Origin of the sequence: Streptomyces sp. NPDC047081, assembly GCF_040643775.1 — a bacterium.
GTDB lineage: Bacteria > Actinomycetota > Actinomycetes > Streptomycetales > Streptomycetaceae > Streptomyces.
This window is the reverse complement of the sequence record NZ_JBEYUY010000006.1, coordinates 293,100-311,921: the sequence shown is the minus strand read 5'-3', so window position 1 is coordinate 311,921 and position 18,822 is coordinate 293,100. Positions and strand designations below refer to the sequence as shown.

The following is an 18,822-nucleotide window of genomic DNA, read 5'->3' as shown; positions in this document are numbered from 1 at the left end:
CACTTCGCCCCTACTCCGACTTGTGTCCGCCACCTCCGTGGTCGTGGTCGTGCGGGGGGCAGTCGTCGCCCGGGGGATCGGCGGGGGTCGAGGGCGCGGGTGACGGGTCGTCGGTGCCCTCGGGGGGAGCGGTCGGGGTTCCCGGATCCTGGTCCTGATCGCCGCCGGTGGTGGGGGGAGTGGGCTCGGCGGGAGCGGGGTCGCTCGGAACGGGGTTGCTGGGAGCGGGGTCACTAGGCGCGGGATCGGTGGGCGCGGGGTCGCTGGGCGTGGGGTCCTCAGGAGTCGGCTCGGTGGGCGTCGGCTCGGTAGGCGTCGGCTTCCCAGGTGCGGGATCGCTCGGGGTCGGCTCCCCGGGCGTCGGCTTGGTCGGTTCCGGATCGCTCGGCGCGGGCTGCGCGGGCGTCGGCTCGCTGGGCGTGGGTTCAGTCGGGGTCGGCTCCCCGGGCGTCGGCTTGGTGGGCTCCGGCTCGCTCGGCGCAGGCTCGGTCGGGGTCGGCTCCCCGGGCGCCGGTTCGCTCGGCGTCGGCTTCTCGTCCGACGGCGTACCCGGCGACGTACTACCCCCGCCCCCGCCGGCATCCGAACCCCCGCCCGCGGACTCCGAGCCCCCGCCAGCCGCCGCCACTGTGACCGTCGGCTGACCAGCCCCCGCGCCCAACTCCCCATCCACCGCAGGCTTATCCGCCGGCATCCCCTCCGAAGGCGCAGCCACCGGCGCCTCCGCGACCGGCACTTGGGCAACCGGCCCGTCGGCGACAGGCGTCCGCTGGGTCGGTATCGACCCCGCCCCGCCCGGCCCCAGCAGGAGCAGCACGGCGACCGCCCCGGCCACAACCGTCCCCGCAGCCACCGCAACCGGCGCCTTGGCCCCACTGACCGCCGCTTGCCGCACCCCGTGCAACAACCCGACCCCACCGTGCCCACCCGCAGCGACTCCGCCCGGAGCACCACCCACACCGGCCACCGCGCCCGCGCCCCCGCCCGCCGCACCTGCCGATGCCGCCGCGCCCGCGCTTGCCGATCCGGCCGCGCCCGCAGACGACCCCGCACCCGCAGTCGCGCCGGCCCCAGCAGCTCCGCCCGCCGCGCCCGCGCCCGCCGCCCCCGCCACAAACCCCAGCAGAAACTTCCCCGTTCCCCCCAACGCCAGTACCACCAGCGCCGGCCCCACCAGCGCCGGCAACCGGTCGTTCGCCGTCATCAGGGCCGCCAAGCGGGCCCGGCAGTCCGCGCAGGCGTCCGCGTGGGCGAGGAGGCGTTCGGACTGGCGGGGTGTTGCCGCGCCGCGGACGTATGCGGGCATGCGTGCCCAGTGCACCTGGCACGCCGGGTCCTCCGGTGCTCCCGTCTGCGCGCGCAGGAACGCCTGTCGCATTCCCTCCCGCGCCCGGTGCAGCAGTACCGCCGTCGCGCCTTCCTTCGTCCCCAGCTGCGGGCCGATCGCCGCCAAGGGCTGCCCCTCCGCCTCCGACAGCCACAGCGCCTTCACCCACCGCTCCGGCAACTGCCCCAGCACCCGCACCACCAGGTCCACGGACGACACCTGCTCGGCCGGGTCGTCCGCGTGTGCCTGCCGGCCGACCCGTATCTGCTCGTCGGCCTGCGGATCCTGCGGGGTCTCCCGTACGGATGTGCCCGCCGCCGTCGCCAGGTGCCGCACCGTCGTCATCAAGTACGCCGGCACGTTCTCTATCTCGTGCCCCGTCGCCAGCCGCCGCCACACCCGGAAGTGCGCCTCCGCGACGATGTCCTCCGCGGTCCACGCGTTGCGCGTCAGCGAGCGGGCGTACGCGACGAGCCGCGGCTGCTGCTCCTCGTAGATCCGGGCGTACTCGGCCGTGGCGGTGGAGGCGTGGGACGCCGGTGCGGAAACTGCAGTGGAACCGTCGGACATGGCGGAACGCTCCAGTTGCGGCCTGCTGAGGCGGGAAAGGGTTTGTCAGCGTAGATGGCAAAACTTTCAACCAAAGTTGCGGACCGAGGTTAATGTGTCGCACGTCACATAAATTGATTTCCGTCACGGCGTAATGCAGGGGCCGCAACGGACTCGTAGAAGTGCACGCACCAACCCCGACACCGGAGCCCCTCATGCCCGTCACACTCGAACAGCCCACCGGCGCCCGCCTGCTCACCCCCGACCACGAGGAACTCGCGGTCCCCGTCACCCTCCGCTACACCTCCGGCGACCCGCTGGCCGTCCACTTCGTCTTCCCGGCCTGGATCTCCCTCGACGACGAGGAGGTCACCTGGACCTTCGCCCGCACCCTCCTGGAGGAGGGCCTCGGTACCCCGGCCGGCCTCGGCACCGTGCACGTCCGCCCCTGCGGCCCCGCCCGCACGGCCGTCGAGTTCCGCGCCCGCGAGGGCGTCGCGGTGATCCTCTTCGAGACGGCCGCCCTGCACCGCTTCCTCGTCCGCTCCTACGAGGTGACGGAACCCGGCGCCGAACCCGTGGAACCGGCCCTCGACCGCGGCCTCGCCGCCATGCTCGACGGTGTCTGACCGGGCTGGCTACCGTGGCCGTCACGGATCACGGCAGTGCGCGGACCGAAGGTTGGGGGAACACCGGCGTGGACACGGGGGTGTTGGTCGCGATCGCCGCGCTGTGGGGTGCGGCGGTGGGCTCGTTGCTGCCTAGGGCCGCGTATCGGTTCTCCGTACCGGCGGGGGACACCTGGCGGGACTCCTGCCCCCAACAGCACGCGATCGGCGGGTGGATCGGGTGGGCGCGATGCGCCGACTGTTCCCCACGGCGAGTGAGTGGTTACGGGCCCAGCGCTCCCGCCCTCGTCATCGCCACCGCCCTCGTCTGCGCCCTCCTCGCCGCCGCCACCGGAGCCCGGCCCGAACTCGGCGTCTGGCTGCTGCTCGCGCCCGTCGGCGTGCTGCTGACCGTCGTCGACTTCCGGGTGCAGCGGCTGCCCGACGTACTGACCCTGCCGCTGGCCGGCGCCGCGCTCGCGCTGCTCGGCGCCGTCACCCTCGTACCGGAGCACGCGGGGGACTGGCCGACCGCGCTGTACGCCGCCGCCGCGCTCGGCGCCGGCTTCTTCCTGCTGTTCCTCATCAACCCCGGTGGCATGGGCTTCGGCGATGTGAAGCTGGCGGTCGGGCTGGGGGCCGTGCTCGGGTGGTACGGGTGGGCGACGGTGACGCTGGGGACGTTCGCCGCGTTTCTGCTCGGGGCGGTTTACGGGGGTGTCCTGGTGCTTGTGCGGCGGGCCGGGCGGAAGACGACGATCCCCTTCGGGCCCTTCCTGATCTCCGGGGCCTTCCTCGGGCTGCTGATCGGCGCGTTCGCGGCCTGACGTCGGGGCTGTCGGAGGGCTGGCGTAGGCTGGCCGAGACCGCCCAACCCTTGACGAAAGGCACGCCCCGGTGAGCGAGAAGGCCGACCTTACGTCTCTTAATGTCACAGCCGTCCTCGACCGTGCCGCCGAGGGTGGGCGCATCACCCCGCAGGAGGCGCTCGACCTCTACCGCGACGCCCCGCTGCACGCGCTGGGCGCTGCCGCCGACGCCGTGCGCCGCCGCAGGTACGCGGGCACCGAGCACATCGCGACGTACATCATCGAGCGCAACATCAACTACACGAACGTCTGCGTGACGGCGTGCAAGTTCTGCGCCTTCTACGCGCCGCCGAAGGACAAGGACAAGGGCTGGACACGGGATCTCGACGACATCCTGCGCCGCTGCGCGGAGACGGTCGAACTGGGCGGCACCCAGATCATGTTCCAGGGCGGCCACCACCCCGACTACGGCGTCGAGTACTACGAGAAGCACTTCGCCGCGATCAAGCAGGCCTACCCGCAGCTGGTCATCCACTCCCTCGGCGCCTCCGAGGTCGAGCACATGGCCCGCATCTCCAAGGTGTCGGTCGACGAGGCGATCCAGCGGATCCACGCGGCCGGCCTCGACTCCTTCGCGGGCGCCGGCGCCGAGCTGCTGCCCGAGCGGCCGCGCAAGGCGATCGCGCCGCTGAAGGAGTCCGGTGAGCGCTGGCTGGAGATCATGGAGACGGCGCACCGGCTGGGCGTCGAGTCGACCTCCACGATGCTGATGGGCACGGGCGAGACGAACGCCGAGCGCATCGAGCACCTGCGGATGATCCGTGACGTCCAGGACCGGACGGGCGGCTTCCGGGCCTTCATCCCGTACCTCTACCAGCCGATGAACAACCACCTGAAGGGCCGCACACAGGCCACGATCATCGAGTACCTGCGGATGATCGCGATCGCCCGGATCTTCATGGACAACATCGCCCACATCCAGGGCTCCTGGCTGACCACCGGCCAGGACGCGGGCCAGCTGACGCTGCACTACGGCGCGGACGACCTGGGCTCGGTGATGCTGGAGGAGAACGTCGTCTCGGCGGCCGGTGCCAAGCACCGCTCCAACCTCCAGGAAATGATCGACATGATCCGTACGGCGGGCCGCACCCCGGCCCAGCGCTCCACGACGTACGAGCACCTGGTCGTGCACGACGACCCGGCGGACGACCCGGTCGACGAGCGCGTGATGTCCCACATCTCGTCCACGGCGATCGAGGGCGGCACGGCCCACCCCGAGCTGAAGCTGCTCGCTTCCAACTGACCGACCTGTGCTGACGATTCACACGGCGGCGGAACTCCGGCATGACTGGGAGAGCGCCGAGCCGCCGCTGAAGGACGGCGCGGTGGCGGTGGAGGGCAGCCGGATCGCGGCGGTGGGGACGCTGGCGGAGATCGAGGAGCGCTTCCCGGGTGCACGGGTGCGGAGTTGGCCGGGCGTGCTCGGTCCGGGCCGCGTGCACGAGGGCTCCCTCCCGGACGCCCCGAGCCCACGCGAACGTATCCACGAGGTCCTGAAGTCGGGTGCGGTGGCGGTGATGGCGGAGCACGCCGACACACCCGAACTCCGCGCGGCGGCCGCCAGAAACGAGGTCGCGGTGCTCTCGGCTCCCCGGCGACCGACCATCGAAGAGCACGCCCGAGCAGACCTGGCAGTGCTGGACGGCACGGGCGAGTGCATCGCAACGGTCTGCGCCGGCCGCCTGGTACACAGGCGTCGCTGAAAGCGTTTCTAGGGGCGCGGGGAACTGCGCGACCAGCCACGAACCACCCGCAGCGACCCACTCAGCCCGCAAACGCCTCCCCGAACGCCCCTGAACTCTGCGTTACCCCACTGCAGTTGGTCGCCGCGTCGTCATCCCCGTCGCTCCCCTCCTCGCACTGCTGATCCCGGAACGTCGACCACATCGACACCCACGCGATCTCCTTCTCCTCCGCGAACGCCCGTACCTGCGCCGCGTCCGAGAGCGTGAAGGTCTCCCCGTCCACGTCGTTCACGCCGATCATCGAGGTGAGCGCCATCCCCTGCCAGGCCCCCTCGTCGGACAGCCCGAACACCTTCTTCAGCTGGGTGTGCGCGGCCTTCGCCGAGGTGAGCGCGTAGTCGCCCATGTCCCCGCTGTAGGACTCGCCGTAGTTCATGGTCATGAGATTCACCGTGGAGACCTGCACGTCGTACTTGTTGGCGGACTCCAGCAACGCCAGACTGTCCGAGTCCAGCCCCGACGGCATGACGGGCAGCGTGAAGGTCACCGACAGGTCGCTCCGCTCCTTCTGCAGCAGCGCGATCGCCTGCGACCGCAGCGCCACGGAGTCCGAGTCGGTCAGCTGGTCCCCTTCGATGTCGAAGTCGGCCTGAGTCGAGCCCGCCGCGTCAAGTGCCTTGCCGTACGCGGCAGCCAGCGCCGTCGCGCTGCCGCACGTCGACGCCAGCTCCTTCCCGGACGCCCCGCCGAAGGACACCCGCACGCTCCCGCCGTCGGCCTTGAGCTGCGAGATCCGGGACTTCACCGAGGAGTCAACCAGCGAGTCCTCACCGTTCCACTTGGGCGTGCACGCACTCCCGTCCGCGATCACGAAGGCCAGGTTGTACGTCGCCGGCGACCCCGCCGAGTCGTTGTCGGAGGCCTCCGTCGCGCTCACGTACGGCGCGTACGACGTGGCCGAGCCGGCCGCGGCGGCCGTGGCGGCGTCGTCCGCGGCGGCCGACTCCGACGGTGACGAACTCGTCCGTGCCGAGGGCTCCGCTCCTGCTGAGCAGCCGGTCGTGGCCAGGGCAAACAGACAAGTGAACCCGGCCGCCGGCTTCAGGAAACCCCGCATTGCTCATGCACCCGCTCTCGTGATTTCTGTCTCAGCTTCGAAACAAAGCCTTATTCCAAAGGAGAACGTCTCACACGAGGCCGCTGTTCAGCTTGTCGGGCAATGCACAGGAAATACATGGGAGGGATGGTGTGAATCGGGCCAACAGGGCGGAATAAATGAGACATAAGGTCCGTCTCGCCCTGCCCTGACCTGCGCAGCTGTTCACAGAAACTCTCAGCGGAAAGACAGGTCAGGGCGTTTCTCATATGCGCCTCACAAGAAGGCTGGTTTCGATCACATAAAGCCTGCCTAATGTCTGGGGAATGCATTCCGAGCCTGCCATCGAAATCAGCGCGACCGGCCGCGGTCGCCGCCGCAAACGCGGCAACGGGTCCGCCGAGGGACCCGTCTTCGTTGACAACTCCGGGCGCCGCTCCAAGCTGCTGCGCCGGATCGGCCTCTTCGTCGGCTTCCTGTGTCTCGGGTACGCCGTCATCCTGGGCCTGGCCTTCATGGGCATCGGCACGTCCATCAACCCGTCCTCGCTGCTGCCCTTCGGCGGCAACGGCCAGGCGGGCCCCGGCGGCACCGGCACCGGCCCCGGCGGCCTGCGGCAGCAGGGCGGCGTCGGCTACCAGGTCGGCGGCCGGCCCAGCGATCTGCCGAGCACGCTGCCCTCCGGCACCCCGACCCCGTCCGCCTCCGCGAGCGCGGCCAACTGACGGGAATCCAGAGCCACATGACCACGACGACCTCGACGCGCGGCCGCCGCCGTGCCCCCACCCGTATGGAGCGGGCGGCCGGCAAGGCCGCGGCGCTGCAGAAACCGCGTGTCATCCTCGCCCTGCTGCTCCTGCTCGCGCTGACCAGCATCATGCTGCTCGACGGCTATCTGCGCGCCGAGGTCGGCGGCGACCAGCGGGTGCGCGACGGGGCCAGCTCCAGCAAGGTGCCGGACAAGATCCTCAACGGCGGCCCGATCATCACCTACCGCGCCGGCCAGGCCACGACCCTGTCCGTCCCGGCCAAGACCATCGCGCTGACCTTCGACGACGGCCCGAACCCGACGTACACGCCGCAGGTCCTGAAGATCCTGCAGAAGTACGACGTGCCGGCCACGTTCTTCCTGGTCGGCTCGATGGTCTCGCGCTATCCGGGCATCGTGAAGGACATGGTCGATCAGGGCAACGAGGTGGGCATCCACACCTTCACCCACGTCGACCTCTCCTACCAGAGCGACGCCCGCATCCGGCGCGAGATGACCCAGACCCAGCTCGCGCTGGCGGGCGCGGCCGGCATCACGACGACCTTGTTCCGGGCGCCGTACTCCTCGGAGACGGACGCCATCGACAACTACAGCTGGCCCGTCTACCAGAAGCTCGGCAAGGACGGCTACACCAGCGTCTTCGTCGACACCGACAGCGACGACTGGAAGAAGCCGGGCGTCTCGAAGATCGTCAGCTGGGCCACGCCGAAGGCGAACAAGGGAGCCGCGGTCCTCATGCACGACGCCGGCGGCGACCGCGAGCAGACGGTCAAGGCGCTGCCCGAGTACATCGAGAAGATGAAGGCGAAGGGCTACACCTTCACCACCATCAGCGGGGTCATCGAGAAGGACAACGCGAGCACGCGCCCGGCGGGGACACAGCAGACCGGTGCCACCGCCGCCCCCGGGACGACGGGGACAGGGGGTGCCGCGGGCGCCACGGGAGAGCAGTCCGCCGGCAGCCTCAACGGGCAGGCGAACGGCACCGGTTCGAACCCGTCCCGCCTCCAGGCCGCCCACCGCACCGCAACCGGCGCGACCCTCTACGAGGGCAAGGCGCTCATCGTCGCGGTCGCCGTCGCCGAATGGACCGTGCCCGCCCTGTCGGTCGGCCTGGTCGTCGTCGGCGTGGCCGTCATGGGGCGGTTCGGGATGATGCTGATCCTCGCCCGGCGCCACTACAGACAGCGCAACAAACGCCGGTTCAGCTGGGGGCCGACGGTCACCCGCCCGGTGAGCGTGATCGTGCCGGCGTACAACGAGAAGGAGTGCATCGCCAACACCCTCGAGTCGCTGTCGAAGAGCACGCACCCGATCGAGGTCATCGTGGTCGACGACGGCTCGACCGACGGCACCTCGGAGATCGCCCGCAACGCGGCCCACGAGCTCGGCATGACCAACGTCCGCGTCATCCGTCAGGAGAACGCGGGCAAGCCGGCCGCCCTCAACAACGGTGTGCGCAGCGCCAGTTACGACATCGTCGTGATGATGGACGGCGACACGGTCTTCGAGCCGGACACGGTACGACACCTCGTGCAGCCCTTCGCCGACCCCGAGGTCGGCGCGGTCGCCGGCAACGCCAAGGTCGGCAACCGCAACACCGTCATCGGCGCCTGGCAGCACATCGAGTACGTGATGGGCTTCAACCTGGACCGCCGTATGTACGACCTGCTGCGCTGCATGCCGACCATCCCCGGCGCGATCGGCGCGTTCCGCCGCGAGGCGGTGCTGCAGGTCGGCGGGATGAGCGAGGACACGCTCGCCGAGGACACGGACATCACCATCGCCATGCACCGGGCGGGCTGGCGGGTCGTCTACCAGGAGCACGCGCGCGCGTGGACGGAGGCGCCGGGTTCGCTCAAGCAGCTGTGGTCGCAGCGCTACCGCTGGTCCTACGGGACGATGCAGGCCCTCTGGAAGCACCGCAAGTCCCTGACGGACAAGGGCCCTTCGGGCCGCTTCGGCCGGGTCGGCATGCCGCTCGTGGTCATCTTCCAGATCGTCACGCCGGTCTTCGCACCGCTGATCGACGTCTTCACGGTCTACTCGATGATCTTCGTGGACTTCCAGGCCGCGCTGTACGCCTGGCTGGCGGTCCTCGGCATCCAGCTCTTCTGCGCGGCCTACGCCTTCCGCCTGGACCGCGAGAAGTACCGCTACCTCCTGATGATGCCCCTCCAGCAACTGGCCTACCGCCAGATGATGTACCTGGTCCTCATCCACTCCTGCATCACAGCCCTCACAGGCGGCCGCCTCCGCTGGCAGAAACTCAAGCGCACGGGCGAGGTCGGCACTCCGGCGGGGGCGAGCTGATGAGCTGGGGACAGGAGCAGCAGGGCTACGGCGGTTACGGCGGCCACGGCTACGGGCAGCAGCCGGCCCAGGGCTACGAGGGGTACGGGCAGCCGCAGTACGGCCAGCAGCAGTACGTGCAGCAGCCGTATCCGCAGCAGTACGTCGACTACGGGCCGCCTGCGCCCGCCGAGGAGACGGCGCCGCTGCCCGCGGTCGAGCCGGAGCCGGTGGCAGCGGTTGTCACGGAGGAGCGGGCCGAGGAGCCGGTGCGGGAAGCGGCCGCGCCCAAGCCGGCCGGCCGCGACCGGTACTTCGACACCCTGCGGGCCGTCGCCCTGATCCGCGTCGTCACGTACCACACCTTCGGGTGGGCCTGGTGCGGCATGGTGTTCCCCTCCATGGGGATCATGTTCGGGCTGGCCGGCACCCTGATGGCCAAGTCGCTGGAGCGCCCGGCGTTCAAGGTGGTCAGGTCCCGCCTGCGCAGGCTGCTGCCGCCGTTCTGGTTCTGGGGCTTCTTCGTGGTCCTCGCGATGCTGATCCACGACTGGATGCCGGGCTGGGAGATCGTCTACTGGGTGGTGCCGCTCGGTGATCCGCCGGGCAACGCGTGGGGCATGCAGGCCTGGGAGATCCTCTGGTACCTGCGGACGTACCTGTGGTTCGTGCTGCTCTCGCCGGCCCTGCTGTGGGTCTTCCGCAAGGCACCGATCCCGGTCCTGCTCCTGTCCCTCGCCCCGATCCTCGTCCTGAACTTCGTCTGGTCAGGGCCGGACAACCGCTTCGGCAGCGCCCTGTGGGACCTGTCGACGTACCTCTTCTGCTGGATCCTCGGCTTCGCCCACCGCGACGGCGTACTGCAGAGGCTGAAGCCGGCCCTGGTCGTCGTCCTCTCGCTCGCCGCGATCGGTTACGGCGGCTGGTACGCCTTCACGCACCAGGGCGAGGTCGGCACCTACGACCTCGACGAGATCCCGCTCGCCCAGGCCTTCTGGTCGGCCGGTTTCGTGATGCTGCTGATGTGGGCCAAGGCGTACTTCCGGATCGACTTCGCCTGGCTCACCCGCTTCCGGCGCCTGGACCGCACGGTCACGATCTTCAACGCGCGCGCGGTGACGATCTACCTCTGGCACGAGATCGCGCTGGTGCTCGCCGTCCCGCTGATCGACCAGTTCTGGAACGTCCCCGCGTTCGAGAAGTGGCTGCCGCTGGAGAGCCAGTGGTTCATGTTCGGCATCGGCTGGATCCTGATCGCCGTGTTCATCCTGCTGTGCGGCTGGGTCGAGGACGTGGCCGCGAAGAAGAAGCCCAAGCTTCTTCCCCGATGACATGCTGCAAGAATGGCGAGCGTGACCCGCGCTTCCCTGAACAAGCAGCCGCACGAAGTCGCCTCGATGTTCGACGACGTGGCGGAACGGTACGACCTGACGAACGACGTGCTGTCGCTCGGCCAGGACCGGGCGTGGCGCAAGGAGGTGGCCCGGGCGGTCGACGCCCGGCCCGCGCAGAAGATCCTGGACCTGGCGGCCGGTACGGCGACCTCGTCCCTGCCGTTCGCGCGCACGGGCGCGTACGTCGTCCCCTGCGACTTCTCGCTCGGCATGCTCCAGGTCGGCAAGCGCAAGCACCCCTGGCTGCCGCTGACCGCGGGCGACGCGACGAAGCTGCCGTTCAAGGACGACACCTTCGACGCCGTCACGATCTCCTTCGGGCTGCGCAACGTGCAGGACTTCGACGCGGGCCTGCGCGAGATGTACCGGGTGACCAGGCCCGGCGGACGGGTCGTGATCTGCGAGTTCTCGCACCCGACCTGGGCGCCCTTCCGCACGGTCTACACCGAGTACCTGATGCGCGCCCTGCCGCCGGTCGCCCGCGCGGTCTCCTCCAACCCCGACGCGTACGTCTACCTCGCCGAGTCCATCCGGGCCTGGCCCGACCAGCCCGCGCTGGCCGAGCGGCTGCGGAAGGCCGGCTGGTCGAAGGTGGCGTGGCGCAATCTCACGGGCGGGGTCGTGGCCCTGCACCGCGGCTTCAAGCAGGCCTGAGCGTCAGCTCGTCGCCCGGCTCGTCGATCTCGCGCTGCAGCCCGCCGCCCGAGGGCCGGGGAAGCCGGGGCTCGCGGACGCCTCCGCCGCCCTCTCCCTCACCGAAGTCGAACCACACGTAGATCACGGAGTCCCGGGGCACCTCGGCATTGGGCTGCGGGTACTGCCGTACGACGTAGTCGACCATCGTCTGTTGGAAGTGCAGGCCGGGCCGGTCCGGCGCGTTGAGGAAGAGGCCGGTCGCCTCTGCCGTCCTGCGCGCGTCCATGGCCATGAGACCTACGAGCCGTGGTACGCGCACTTCGGGCGTTTTGGGTGTTATTCGCACAGATGTCACCCCCAGCGGTACTGGCAGGGTAACCGCACGGGGGTGCCGACCGGAAGCGCCAAGTGTCTTTCTGTAGCAGTCGGTTACTTTGGGTTACATTCTGTGTTCTTTATTTGGTGATCAGGGGGGCGATCACAGGTCGAGGCGGTACTGGTGCGCCCGCTGCCCGTACCTCGGCTCCGTGAAGACGTGTTCGAGCCGCATGCCCAGCCGCTCCGTCACCGCGATCGAGCGCGCGTTGCCGGACAGCACCATCGCCACCACGCTCTCCACCCCGGCCGCCCTGAGCCGCTCCAGGGTCATCTGCGCGGCCGCGGTCGCGTACCCCTTGCCCCAGTACTCCCGGCCGAGCCGCCAGCCGATCTCGATCTCGCCCGTCGGGCCCCAGTCCTGCGGCCACGGCTGGGCGCCCGTGAACCCGATGACCTGCCCGGCGTCGTCCACCATGGTCCACAGGCAGAAGCCCCGCTCGGCGTCGTGCCGGCGCTGGCGGGCGGTGAGCTCCTCGTAGACGGAGAGGTCCCTGGCCTTGCCGCCGTGGAACTCCATGACCTCGGGGTCGTCGAAGACCCGGTGCCAGGCGATCGCGTCCTCGTCGGTGGGGACGCGCAGCCGTACTACGGGGAGAGCTCGGTTCACGGGGCAGCCCTTCAGCCGGGTGATCAATTCTGCTGAATAGACTGCCCATGTCCAGTGCCGGTCGGCACGCGGATTCCGAACTTGATTCCGAACTTGATTCCGAGCCTGGGGAGATCCCGTCGTGACCGAGCCCCTCTCCGAGAACACCGCCGATGTGATCGTCGTCGGCGCGGGGCCAGCCGGCTCCACCACCGCCTACTACCTCGCCAAGGCCGGACTCGACGTACTCCTGCTGGAGAAGACCGAGTTCCCGCGCGAGAAGGTCTGCGGCGACGGACTCACCCCGCGCGCCACCAAGCAGCTCGTGGCCATGGGCATCGACGTCTCCGAGGAGGCCGGCTGGCTGCGCAACAAGGGCCTGCGCATCATCGGCGGCGGCGTCCGCCTCCAGCTCGACTGGCCGGATCTCGCCTCCTACCCGGACTACGGCCTCGTCCGCAAGCGCGACGACTTCGACGAGCAGCTCGCCCGGCAGGCCCAGAAGGCGGGCGCGCGGCTGTACGAGCGCTGCAACGTGGGCGCCCCGATCATCGACGACCGCACCGGCCGCATCACCGGCGTGCACGCCAAGCTCGGCGAGGAGAAGCGCGAGGTCACCTTCCACGCGCCGCTCGTGGTCGCCGCCGACGGCAACTCCACGCGGCTGTCGCTGGCGATGGGCCTGCACCGCCGCGAGGACCGCCCGATGGGCGTGGCCGTACGGACGTACTTCACCAGCCCCCGTCACGAGGACGACTACCTGGAGTCCTGGCTGGAGCTGTGGGACCGCCGCGGCGCCCAGGACCGTCTCCTGCCCGGCTACGGCTGGATCTTCGGCATGGGCGACGGCACGTCGAACGTCGGCCTCGGTGTCCTGAACACCTCCGACTCCTTCAAGGAGCTGGACTGGCGCGAGGTGCTGAAGGCCTGGTGCGCGTCCATGCCGGCGGACTGGGGCTACACCCCGGAGAACATGACCGGACCGATCCGCGGCGCCGCCCTCCCCATGGCCTTCAACCGCCAGCCGCACTACACGCGCGGGCTGCTGCTCGTCGGCGACGCCGGCGGCCTGGTGAACCCCTTCAACGGCGAGGGCATCGCCTACGCCATGGAGTCCGGCCAGATCGCCGCCGACGTCATCGTCCAGGCCCACGCCCGCCCGACCCCCGCGAGCCGCGAACTCGCCCTCCAGCGCTACCCGCGCGTCCTCAAGGACACCTACGGCGGCTACTACACGCTGGGCCGCGCCTTCGTGAAGCTCATCGGCAACCCGAAGGTCATGAAGATCGCGGCCCAGAGGGGTCTGACCCACCCGCTGCTGATGAAGTTCACCCTGAAGATGCTCGCCAACCTCACCGACCCGACGGGCGGCGACGCGATGGACCGCATCATCAACGGGCTGAGCAAGGTGGCGCCGAAGGCGTAGCCGACGGGGGGCGTACGGGTCGCGTATGGGGTGCGTCAGGATTCGGGCCGGGGGCTCAAGTGCCCCTGGCCCGCGTCCCGGTGGCGTCGCACACTGGCAGCAGTGGCCCAGGCGGCTCTCGCCACGGATCTACGGATCTACGGATCGCAGGTGCGGCACCATGAAGAACCCGGCAGCTCTCGCCCCCCTCGTCCTAGTCGTGACGGCTCTCGTCGTCGGAACCGTGTACGCCCGGCGTCGCGGTTACGGCGTCGGCGGGGAGACCGTCGTCCGCTGCCGTGACGGGCACGTCTACACGACGATCTGGATCCCCGGCGCGTCCTTCAAGTCCCTCCGCCTCGGCTGGTACCGCTGGCAGTACTGCCCGGTCGGCCGGCACTGGAGCTCGGCCGTGCCCGTGCGGGACGACGAACTGACGCCTCAGGAACGCGCGTCGGCCGAGGCGCACCACGACACGCGCGTGCCCTGACCCCGGCGCTCCGGGCCCGACCGGCGCCCGGCGTCCCGCACGGCCCGTCAGCCGCGGCTCAGCTCGGCCGTCCTGGCCTCCCGGCGCGCGAACACCTCGTCGCGCCGGTCCGCCACCTGGCGCAGCGCGTCCTTGCGCTCCCGCTTGGAGAGCCGGTCCAGATACACGTGCCCGTTCACATGGTCCGTCTCGTGGGCCAGGCAGCGCGCGAAGTAGCCCGTGCCCTCGATGACGAGCGGCTCCCCGTCCTTGTCCAGCCCCCGCACCACGGCCCGGTCCGGGCGCGGTACGTCCATGATGGCACCGGGCACCGACAGGCACCCCTCGCTCTCGTCGAGCAGCCGCCGGCGGGCCGGATCGAGGCCGTCGAGGACCGGGTTGACGATGTGCCCGACGTGCCGGACCCCGTCGTCGTCCCGGCAGTCGTAGACGAACAGCCGCAGATCGACGCCGACCTGGTTCGCCGCGAGCCCGGCCCCTTCGGCGACGTACATCGTCAGGAACATGTCGTCGATGAGCGCGGCGAGGTCGGGCCCGAACTCGGTGACGTCCCGGCACGGCTTGTGCAGGACCTCTTCGCCGACCTCGGTGACGCGCCGCACCTTTCCGCGCCGGGCCTCGGGCGCGAGCCGGGGGTACGAGTCGGAGGGGCGGCCTTGTACGAACACGCTGGGCATGTGTGTGTCTCCTTGTGATGGTGAGGATGCTGTGGGTGACAGGGAAACGGGCTTCCGGCCGTCGGAACCCCTCCCTACCCTCCCGGAGTCATGACAACAGAACACGCCGAGCAGCCGCAGGAGAACACCGGCCGGCAGCCGCAGGGGAACCTTGGCCGGCAGTCGCAGGAGAACACCGGCCACACCCGCAGACGCTTTCTCGCCGGCGCCGGGGGAGCGGCAGGGGCCGTCGCGGGGTCAGGTGCCTTCGCCGGGACCGGTGCCCTCGCGGGCGCCCTCGCCTTATTGCCCGCCGGCACCGCCAGCGCGGCCCCCGCCGGCAAACGCGTCGCCGTCCTCGGCGGCGGCGTCTCCGGCCTCAGCGCCGCCCACGAACTCGCCGAACGCGGCTACGCCGTCACCGTCTACGAGTACTACGACGTCCTCGGCGGCAAGGCCCGCTCGATGGACGTCCCGGGAACGGCCGCCGACGGCCGCAAACCCCTCCCCGGCGAGCACGGCTTCCGCTTCTTCCCCGGCTTCTACCGGAACCTCCCCGACACCATGCGCCGCATCCCCTTCCCCGGGAACCCGGGCGGCGTCCGCGGCAACCTCCGCAACGCCACCGAGGAGTTGTTCTCCCGCGGCTCCGACCGCGCCGACCTCCACGTCCCCCTCCGCCGGGCCACCACCCCGCCCGCCCCCGGCGACATCACCCCCACCTGGATCCGCGACCAGATCCTCGCCGCCCTCGACCTGGCCGGCCGCCTCCCCGCCCACGAGGCCGCCTACTACGCCGACCGGCTCCTGGTCCACATCACCAGCTGCGACGCCCGCCGCGAGGACCAGTGGGAGAAGACCTCCTGGTGGGACTTCATCCGCGCCGAGGAGATGAGCGAGGAGTACCAGCGGCTCCTCGGCATCGGCCAGACCCGCAACCTCGTCGCCACCCGCGCCGAGGTGGCCTCCACGCGCACGGTCGGCCGCGTCATCATCGAGGCCCTCATCCTGTGGGGCCTGCTCGGCCGCGGCCTGGACGGACCCGACGCCGACATCGACCGCGTCCTCAACGCTCCCACCAGCGAGGCCTGGATCGACCCCTGGGAGACCCACCTGCGCTCCCAGGGCGTCGAGTTCGTGACCGGGACCCAGGTGCAGGAGGTCCTGTACGAGGGCGGCCGGGTTATTGGCGTACGCGTCGCCGCACGCGACGGCGGCCAGGAGCGCGTCGTCACCGCCGACCACTACGTCTCCGCGCTCCCGGTCGAGCACGCGCGCGTGACATGGGGCCCGGCCCTGCGCGCCGCCGACCCGCAGCTCGCCCGGTGCGACGCGCTGCGGACGGACTGGATGACCGGCGTGATGTTCTACCTGCGCACGCCCACCCCCGTCGTGCACGGCCACATCAACTGCGTCGACTCACCCTGGGCGGTCACCGGGATCGGACAGGCCCAGTTCTGGGACGTACGGGACTTCTCCCGCGACTACGGCGACGGCCGGGCGCACGACTGTCTGTCCGCGATCATCTCGGAGTGGGACAAGCCCGGCATCCTGTACGGCAAGACGGCCAAGGAGTGCACCAAGGACGAGATCGTCGCCGAGCTGTGGGCCCAGCTGAAGGACGGCCTCAACGACTCCGGCAAGACGGTCCTCACCGACGACGACCGCCTGGGCTGGTTCATGGACCCGGCCGTGACGGGCCTGGGCGGCCCCGACCCGCAGAACCGCGAGCAGCTCCTCATCCATCCCACGGGCACGCTCTACAACCGGCCTTCGGCCCGCACCGCGGTCCCGAACTTCTTCCTCGCCGGCGACTATGTCCGCACGGACGTCGACCTCGCGACGATGGAAGGCGCCAACGAGTCGGCACGACGTGCCGTCAACGCCCTGCTCGACGCGGACAATTCGGACGCCGGGCGCTGCGAGATCGTGGAGCTGTACCGGCCGCCGGAGATGGAGCCCCTGAAGCGGGTCGACGAACTCCGCTACAAGCTGGGCCTGCCCAACACCTTCGACCTGGGATAGCCGCCGGGGTTCGACGGAGGAGGGTGTGACTGAGGAGGGTGCAACGGAGGGCCGCTGCCCCCGAGCGGCTGCGGCCCTTCCGTGTGTTCTCGGTCGTTCCCTTGTGTCGCGCGGGTCAGAGCACCCGCACCGCGCCGGTCGGCGGGTCGTAGGAGAGCGGCTTCTCGACCACACCGGTCGACGGGTTCTGCGCGCCGACGAACATGCCGTCGCCGACGTACACCGCCACGTGGTACGCGCTGCCCGCGCTGCCCCAGTACAGGATGTCGCCCGGCTGCAGGTTGCTCAGCGAGACCTGGGTGCCGGCCGTCGACTGGTCCTGCGAGACGCGCGGCAGGCTGATGCCGATCTGCTTGAAGGCGGTCTGCACAAGACCCGAGCAGTCCCATGAGTTGGGGCCGGTGCCACCGGAGACGTAGGCGTCGCCGATCTGAGCCTTCACGAAGGCGATGACGGCCGCGGCCGAACCCGTGGCCGTCGACGAGCTCGTCGAGGCGCTGGAGGTCGTGGAGGCGGCCAGGGTGGTCCGCTCGGCGCTGCGGGAGGCGGCCTGCTCGGCCGCGGCCTTGCGGGCGGCCTCGGCCTTCTTCTTGGCCTCCGCCTTCTTCTTCGCCTCCGCGAGGTCCGACTTGGCCTGCTTCGCGGCCTTCGCGGCGGCCGCGTCACGCTCGGCCTGCAGCTCGTAGTTCGCGGCCGCCTGCTGCGTGGCGTCCGCGGACTGGGCGACCTGAGCGGCCAGATCGGCCGTCAGGGTGGGCAGTTGCAGGGTCTGCGTCGTCTCGGCGGCACTCGCCGAGGCCGATGCGCCCGCCGCCGCCATGCTGAGAACGCCACCGGCAACTCCGGCACGCACGGCGATGTTCGTCGTCGCGCTGCGGCGGGGTTTCCGGTGGCTGCGTATGTGAGCGGTGTGGGACATGAGAACAACCGGTATCAGGGGCTCCTCCATACCTTCAAGAAACGTGTGCTGCGCCACACTTGTTCAATCAGCCCCTCCAATCCCGGGCGTGGCACTCCTTATTGACGCCGTAACGGACATTGCGGACCCGGCTCATCAGGGCCGTGATCACGCTGTTTCGACGGTACGTCCGAATTGCCCGCCGCCTACCACCGGTTGGGACGGTTGGCCAAGCCCCGCTCTCAGAGGCCTCTCATCAATGTGGCGGAGGTCACGCAACGGTCACGGGATCGCCCGCGTCACGCGCGTAGATCACGAGCGCATTGCGGCGGGGTCGCGAGCGGGTCGCGGCCGGCCCCGCTCGTGAACGCGTGCACGCGTCCACATCGCGCCCCGGCTCTCACCTTGATGTGTGAATGCGGTCCCCTATCAAGGCGTCACGTCCAGCGCCAATTTGCATGCAAGAGAAGTCTCTTGATATTGAGACGCCCCTCCCGAACTGCGCCGACAAGCGGAAATGTCACCTCTGGTGATCACTCGGACGCTTCCAGTGCGAAGATCACCGCTCATCCGACTTCATGATCCTTCGTCAGGTGGTGGAGATCACAAAGCTTGTGCAATACCCCGTGTCGCAGATCACAGAGTGGCGGGCATAAGATGCGAGGCAGTTGGGCTTGTGACCTGCTTCACATGTTCTCGATCTTCGTTGGGACGAGCGGAGGTTAGAGCGGCGTATGAGGCCGGTGTGAGTCCGATGCCATCGCCAGCAGTCAGTGCCGACTGAGAGGAGCGAGGAGCGGTGAACGCCTATGCGCCCATCCTCGTACTGGGAGCCCTCGGGGCAGGCTTTGCGATCTTCTCCGTGGTCATGGCCACGCTGATCGGGCCGAAGCGGTACAACCGCGCCAAGCTCGAGGCCTACGAGTGCGGTATCGAGCCGACCCCCACGCCGGCCGGCGGCGGGCGCTTCCCCATCAAGTACTACCTGACGGCGATGCTCTTCATCGTCTTCGACATCGAGATCGTCTTCCTCTACCCCTGGGCCGTCACCTTCGACGCCCTGGGGATCTTCGGGCTCGTGGAGATGCTGCTCTTCGTGCTCACCGTCTTCGTCGCGTACGCGTACGTATGGCGGCGCGGCGGCCTGGAATGGGACTGA

General features: G+C 70.0%; 18 protein-coding genes. 12 read left to right on the top strand and 6 right to left on the bottom strand.

Going from position 1 to position 18,822, the window contains the following annotated elements; genetic code table 11:
• Positions 1 to 10 precede the first annotated feature (10 nt).
• Positions 11 to 1,897 carry a sigma-70 family RNA polymerase sigma factor gene (locus ABZ848_RS14380; RefSeq protein ID WP_360830583.1) on the bottom strand — a complete coding sequence of 629 codons (1,887 nt, stop codon included), beginning with the start codon at positions 1,895 to 1,897 and terminating at the stop codon, positions 11 to 13.
• Between the two features lie 194 nt (positions 1,898 to 2,091).
• On the opposite strand from ABZ848_RS14380, the gene ABZ848_RS14375 reads away from it, so the two are divergent.
• The 4 genes from ABZ848_RS14375 (at position 2,092) to ABZ848_RS14360 (ending at position 5,056) form a co-directional block, all read left to right on the top strand.
• Positions 2,092 to 2,505 (top strand): SsgA family sporulation/cell division regulator, encoded by a 414-nt coding sequence (locus tag ABZ848_RS14375; RefSeq protein WP_360830580.1) that lies wholly within the window; start codon positions 2,092 to 2,094, stop codon positions 2,503 to 2,505.
• Between the two features lie 68 nt (positions 2,506 to 2,573).
• Positions 2,574 to 3,311, top strand: a complete 738-nt coding sequence (locus ABZ848_RS14370) for a prepilin peptidase (RefSeq protein ID WP_360830577.1) — start codon at positions 2,574 to 2,576, stop codon at positions 3,309 to 3,311.
• A 70-nt stretch (positions 3,312 to 3,381) separates the two neighbouring features.
• On the top strand, positions 3,382 to 4,596 hold the full coding sequence (gene mqnC, locus ABZ848_RS14365) for a cyclic dehypoxanthinyl futalosine synthase (protein ID WP_360830574.1): 1,215 nt from the start codon (positions 3,382 to 3,384) through the stop codon (positions 4,594 to 4,596).
• A gap of 7 nt (positions 4,597 to 4,603) precedes the next feature.
• On the top strand, positions 4,604 to 5,056 hold the full coding sequence (locus tag ABZ848_RS14360) for a hypothetical protein (protein ID WP_360830571.1): 453 nt from the start codon (positions 4,604 to 4,606) through the stop codon (positions 5,054 to 5,056).
• A gap of 61 nt (positions 5,057 to 5,117) precedes the next feature.
• On the opposite strand, the gene ABZ848_RS14355 is transcribed toward ABZ848_RS14360, so the two are convergent.
• Positions 5,118 to 6,155 carry a chitinase gene (locus tag ABZ848_RS14355; RefSeq protein WP_360830568.1) on the bottom strand — a complete coding sequence of 346 codons (1,038 nt, stop codon included), beginning with the start codon at positions 6,153 to 6,155 and terminating at the stop codon, positions 5,118 to 5,120.
• Between the two features lie 305 nt (positions 6,156 to 6,460).
• Between ABZ848_RS14355 and ABZ848_RS14350 the strand changes: the two genes are divergently transcribed.
• From ABZ848_RS14350 to ABZ848_RS14335, 4 genes are read left to right on the top strand one after another with little or no spacing between them, the layout of a single operon-like run.
• Complete coding sequence (locus ABZ848_RS14350) at positions 6,461 to 6,859, top strand: hypothetical protein (RefSeq protein WP_360830566.1); 399 nt, start codon at positions 6,461 to 6,463, stop codon at positions 6,857 to 6,859.
• Positions 6,860 to 6,876: 17 nt separating this feature from the next.
• Positions 6,877 to 9,216, top strand: coding sequence for a bifunctional polysaccharide deacetylase/glycosyltransferase family 2 protein (locus tag ABZ848_RS14345; RefSeq protein WP_360830563.1), 2,340 nt, complete (start codon positions 6,877 to 6,879; stop codon positions 9,214 to 9,216).
• A complete protein-coding gene (locus tag ABZ848_RS14340; RefSeq protein ID WP_360830560.1) occupies positions 9,216 to 10,526 on the top strand; it encodes an acyltransferase family protein in 1,311 nt (436 codons plus the stop codon). The genes ABZ848_RS14345 and ABZ848_RS14340 overlap by 1 nt, the downstream gene beginning before the upstream one ends.
• A 21-nt stretch (positions 10,527 to 10,547) precedes the next feature.
• Complete coding sequence (locus ABZ848_RS14335; protein WP_360830557.1) at positions 10,548 to 11,243, top strand: demethylmenaquinone methyltransferase; 696 nt, start codon at positions 10,548 to 10,550, stop codon at positions 11,241 to 11,243.
• Here the strand turns inward: ABZ848_RS14335 and ABZ848_RS14330 are convergent.
• On the bottom strand, positions 11,230 to 11,544 hold the full coding sequence (locus tag ABZ848_RS14330; protein ID WP_360830554.1) for a PASTA domain-containing protein: 315 nt from the start codon (positions 11,542 to 11,544) through the stop codon (positions 11,230 to 11,232). The genes ABZ848_RS14335 and ABZ848_RS14330 overlap by 14 nt on opposite strands.
• Before the next feature lie 159 nt (positions 11,545 to 11,703).
• Positions 11,704 to 12,210 carry a GNAT family N-acetyltransferase gene (locus ABZ848_RS14325; RefSeq protein WP_360830551.1) on the bottom strand — a complete coding sequence of 169 codons (507 nt, stop codon included), beginning with the start codon at positions 12,208 to 12,210 and terminating at the stop codon, positions 11,704 to 11,706.
• Between the two features lie 121 nt (positions 12,211 to 12,331).
• Between ABZ848_RS14325 and ABZ848_RS14320 the strand changes: the two genes are divergently transcribed.
• Together ABZ848_RS14320 and ABZ848_RS14315 are read left to right on the top strand one after the other, a co-directional pair.
• Positions 12,332 to 13,615 (top strand): geranylgeranyl reductase family protein, encoded by a 1,284-nt coding sequence (locus ABZ848_RS14320; protein ID WP_360830548.1) that lies wholly within the window; start codon positions 12,332 to 12,334, stop codon positions 13,613 to 13,615.
• Between the two features lie 160 nt (positions 13,616 to 13,775).
• Positions 13,776 to 14,084: a hypothetical protein gene (locus ABZ848_RS14315; protein ID WP_360830545.1), complete on the top strand. Its 309-nt coding sequence runs from the start codon at positions 13,776 to 13,778 to the stop codon at positions 14,082 to 14,084.
• 47 nt (positions 14,085 to 14,131) lie between these two features.
• On the opposite strand, the gene def is transcribed toward ABZ848_RS14315, so the two are convergent.
• On the bottom strand, positions 14,132 to 14,761 hold the full coding sequence (gene def / locus ABZ848_RS14310) for a peptide deformylase (RefSeq protein WP_360830542.1): 630 nt from the start codon (positions 14,759 to 14,761) through the stop codon (positions 14,132 to 14,134).
• Positions 14,762 to 14,851: 90 nt separating this feature from the next.
• On the opposite strand from def, the gene ABZ848_RS14305 reads away from it, so the two are divergent.
• On the top strand, positions 14,852 to 16,765 hold the full coding sequence (locus tag ABZ848_RS14305; RefSeq protein WP_360830539.1) for an FAD-dependent oxidoreductase: 1,914 nt from the start codon (positions 14,852 to 14,854) through the stop codon (positions 16,763 to 16,765).
• A gap of 115 nt (positions 16,766 to 16,880) precedes the next feature.
• Here ABZ848_RS14305 and ABZ848_RS14300 read toward each other — a convergent pair whose 3' ends face one another.
• Entirely contained in the window at positions 16,881 to 17,684 is an 804-nt protein-coding gene (locus ABZ848_RS14300; RefSeq protein ID WP_360830536.1) for a C40 family peptidase, read from the bottom strand.
• Between the two features lie 778 nt (positions 17,685 to 18,462).
• Here ABZ848_RS14300 and ABZ848_RS14295 point away from each other — a divergent pair.
• Positions 18,463 to 18,822, top strand: coding sequence for an NADH-quinone oxidoreductase subunit A (locus ABZ848_RS14295; RefSeq protein ID WP_003992243.1), 360 nt, complete (start codon positions 18,463 to 18,465; stop codon positions 18,820 to 18,822).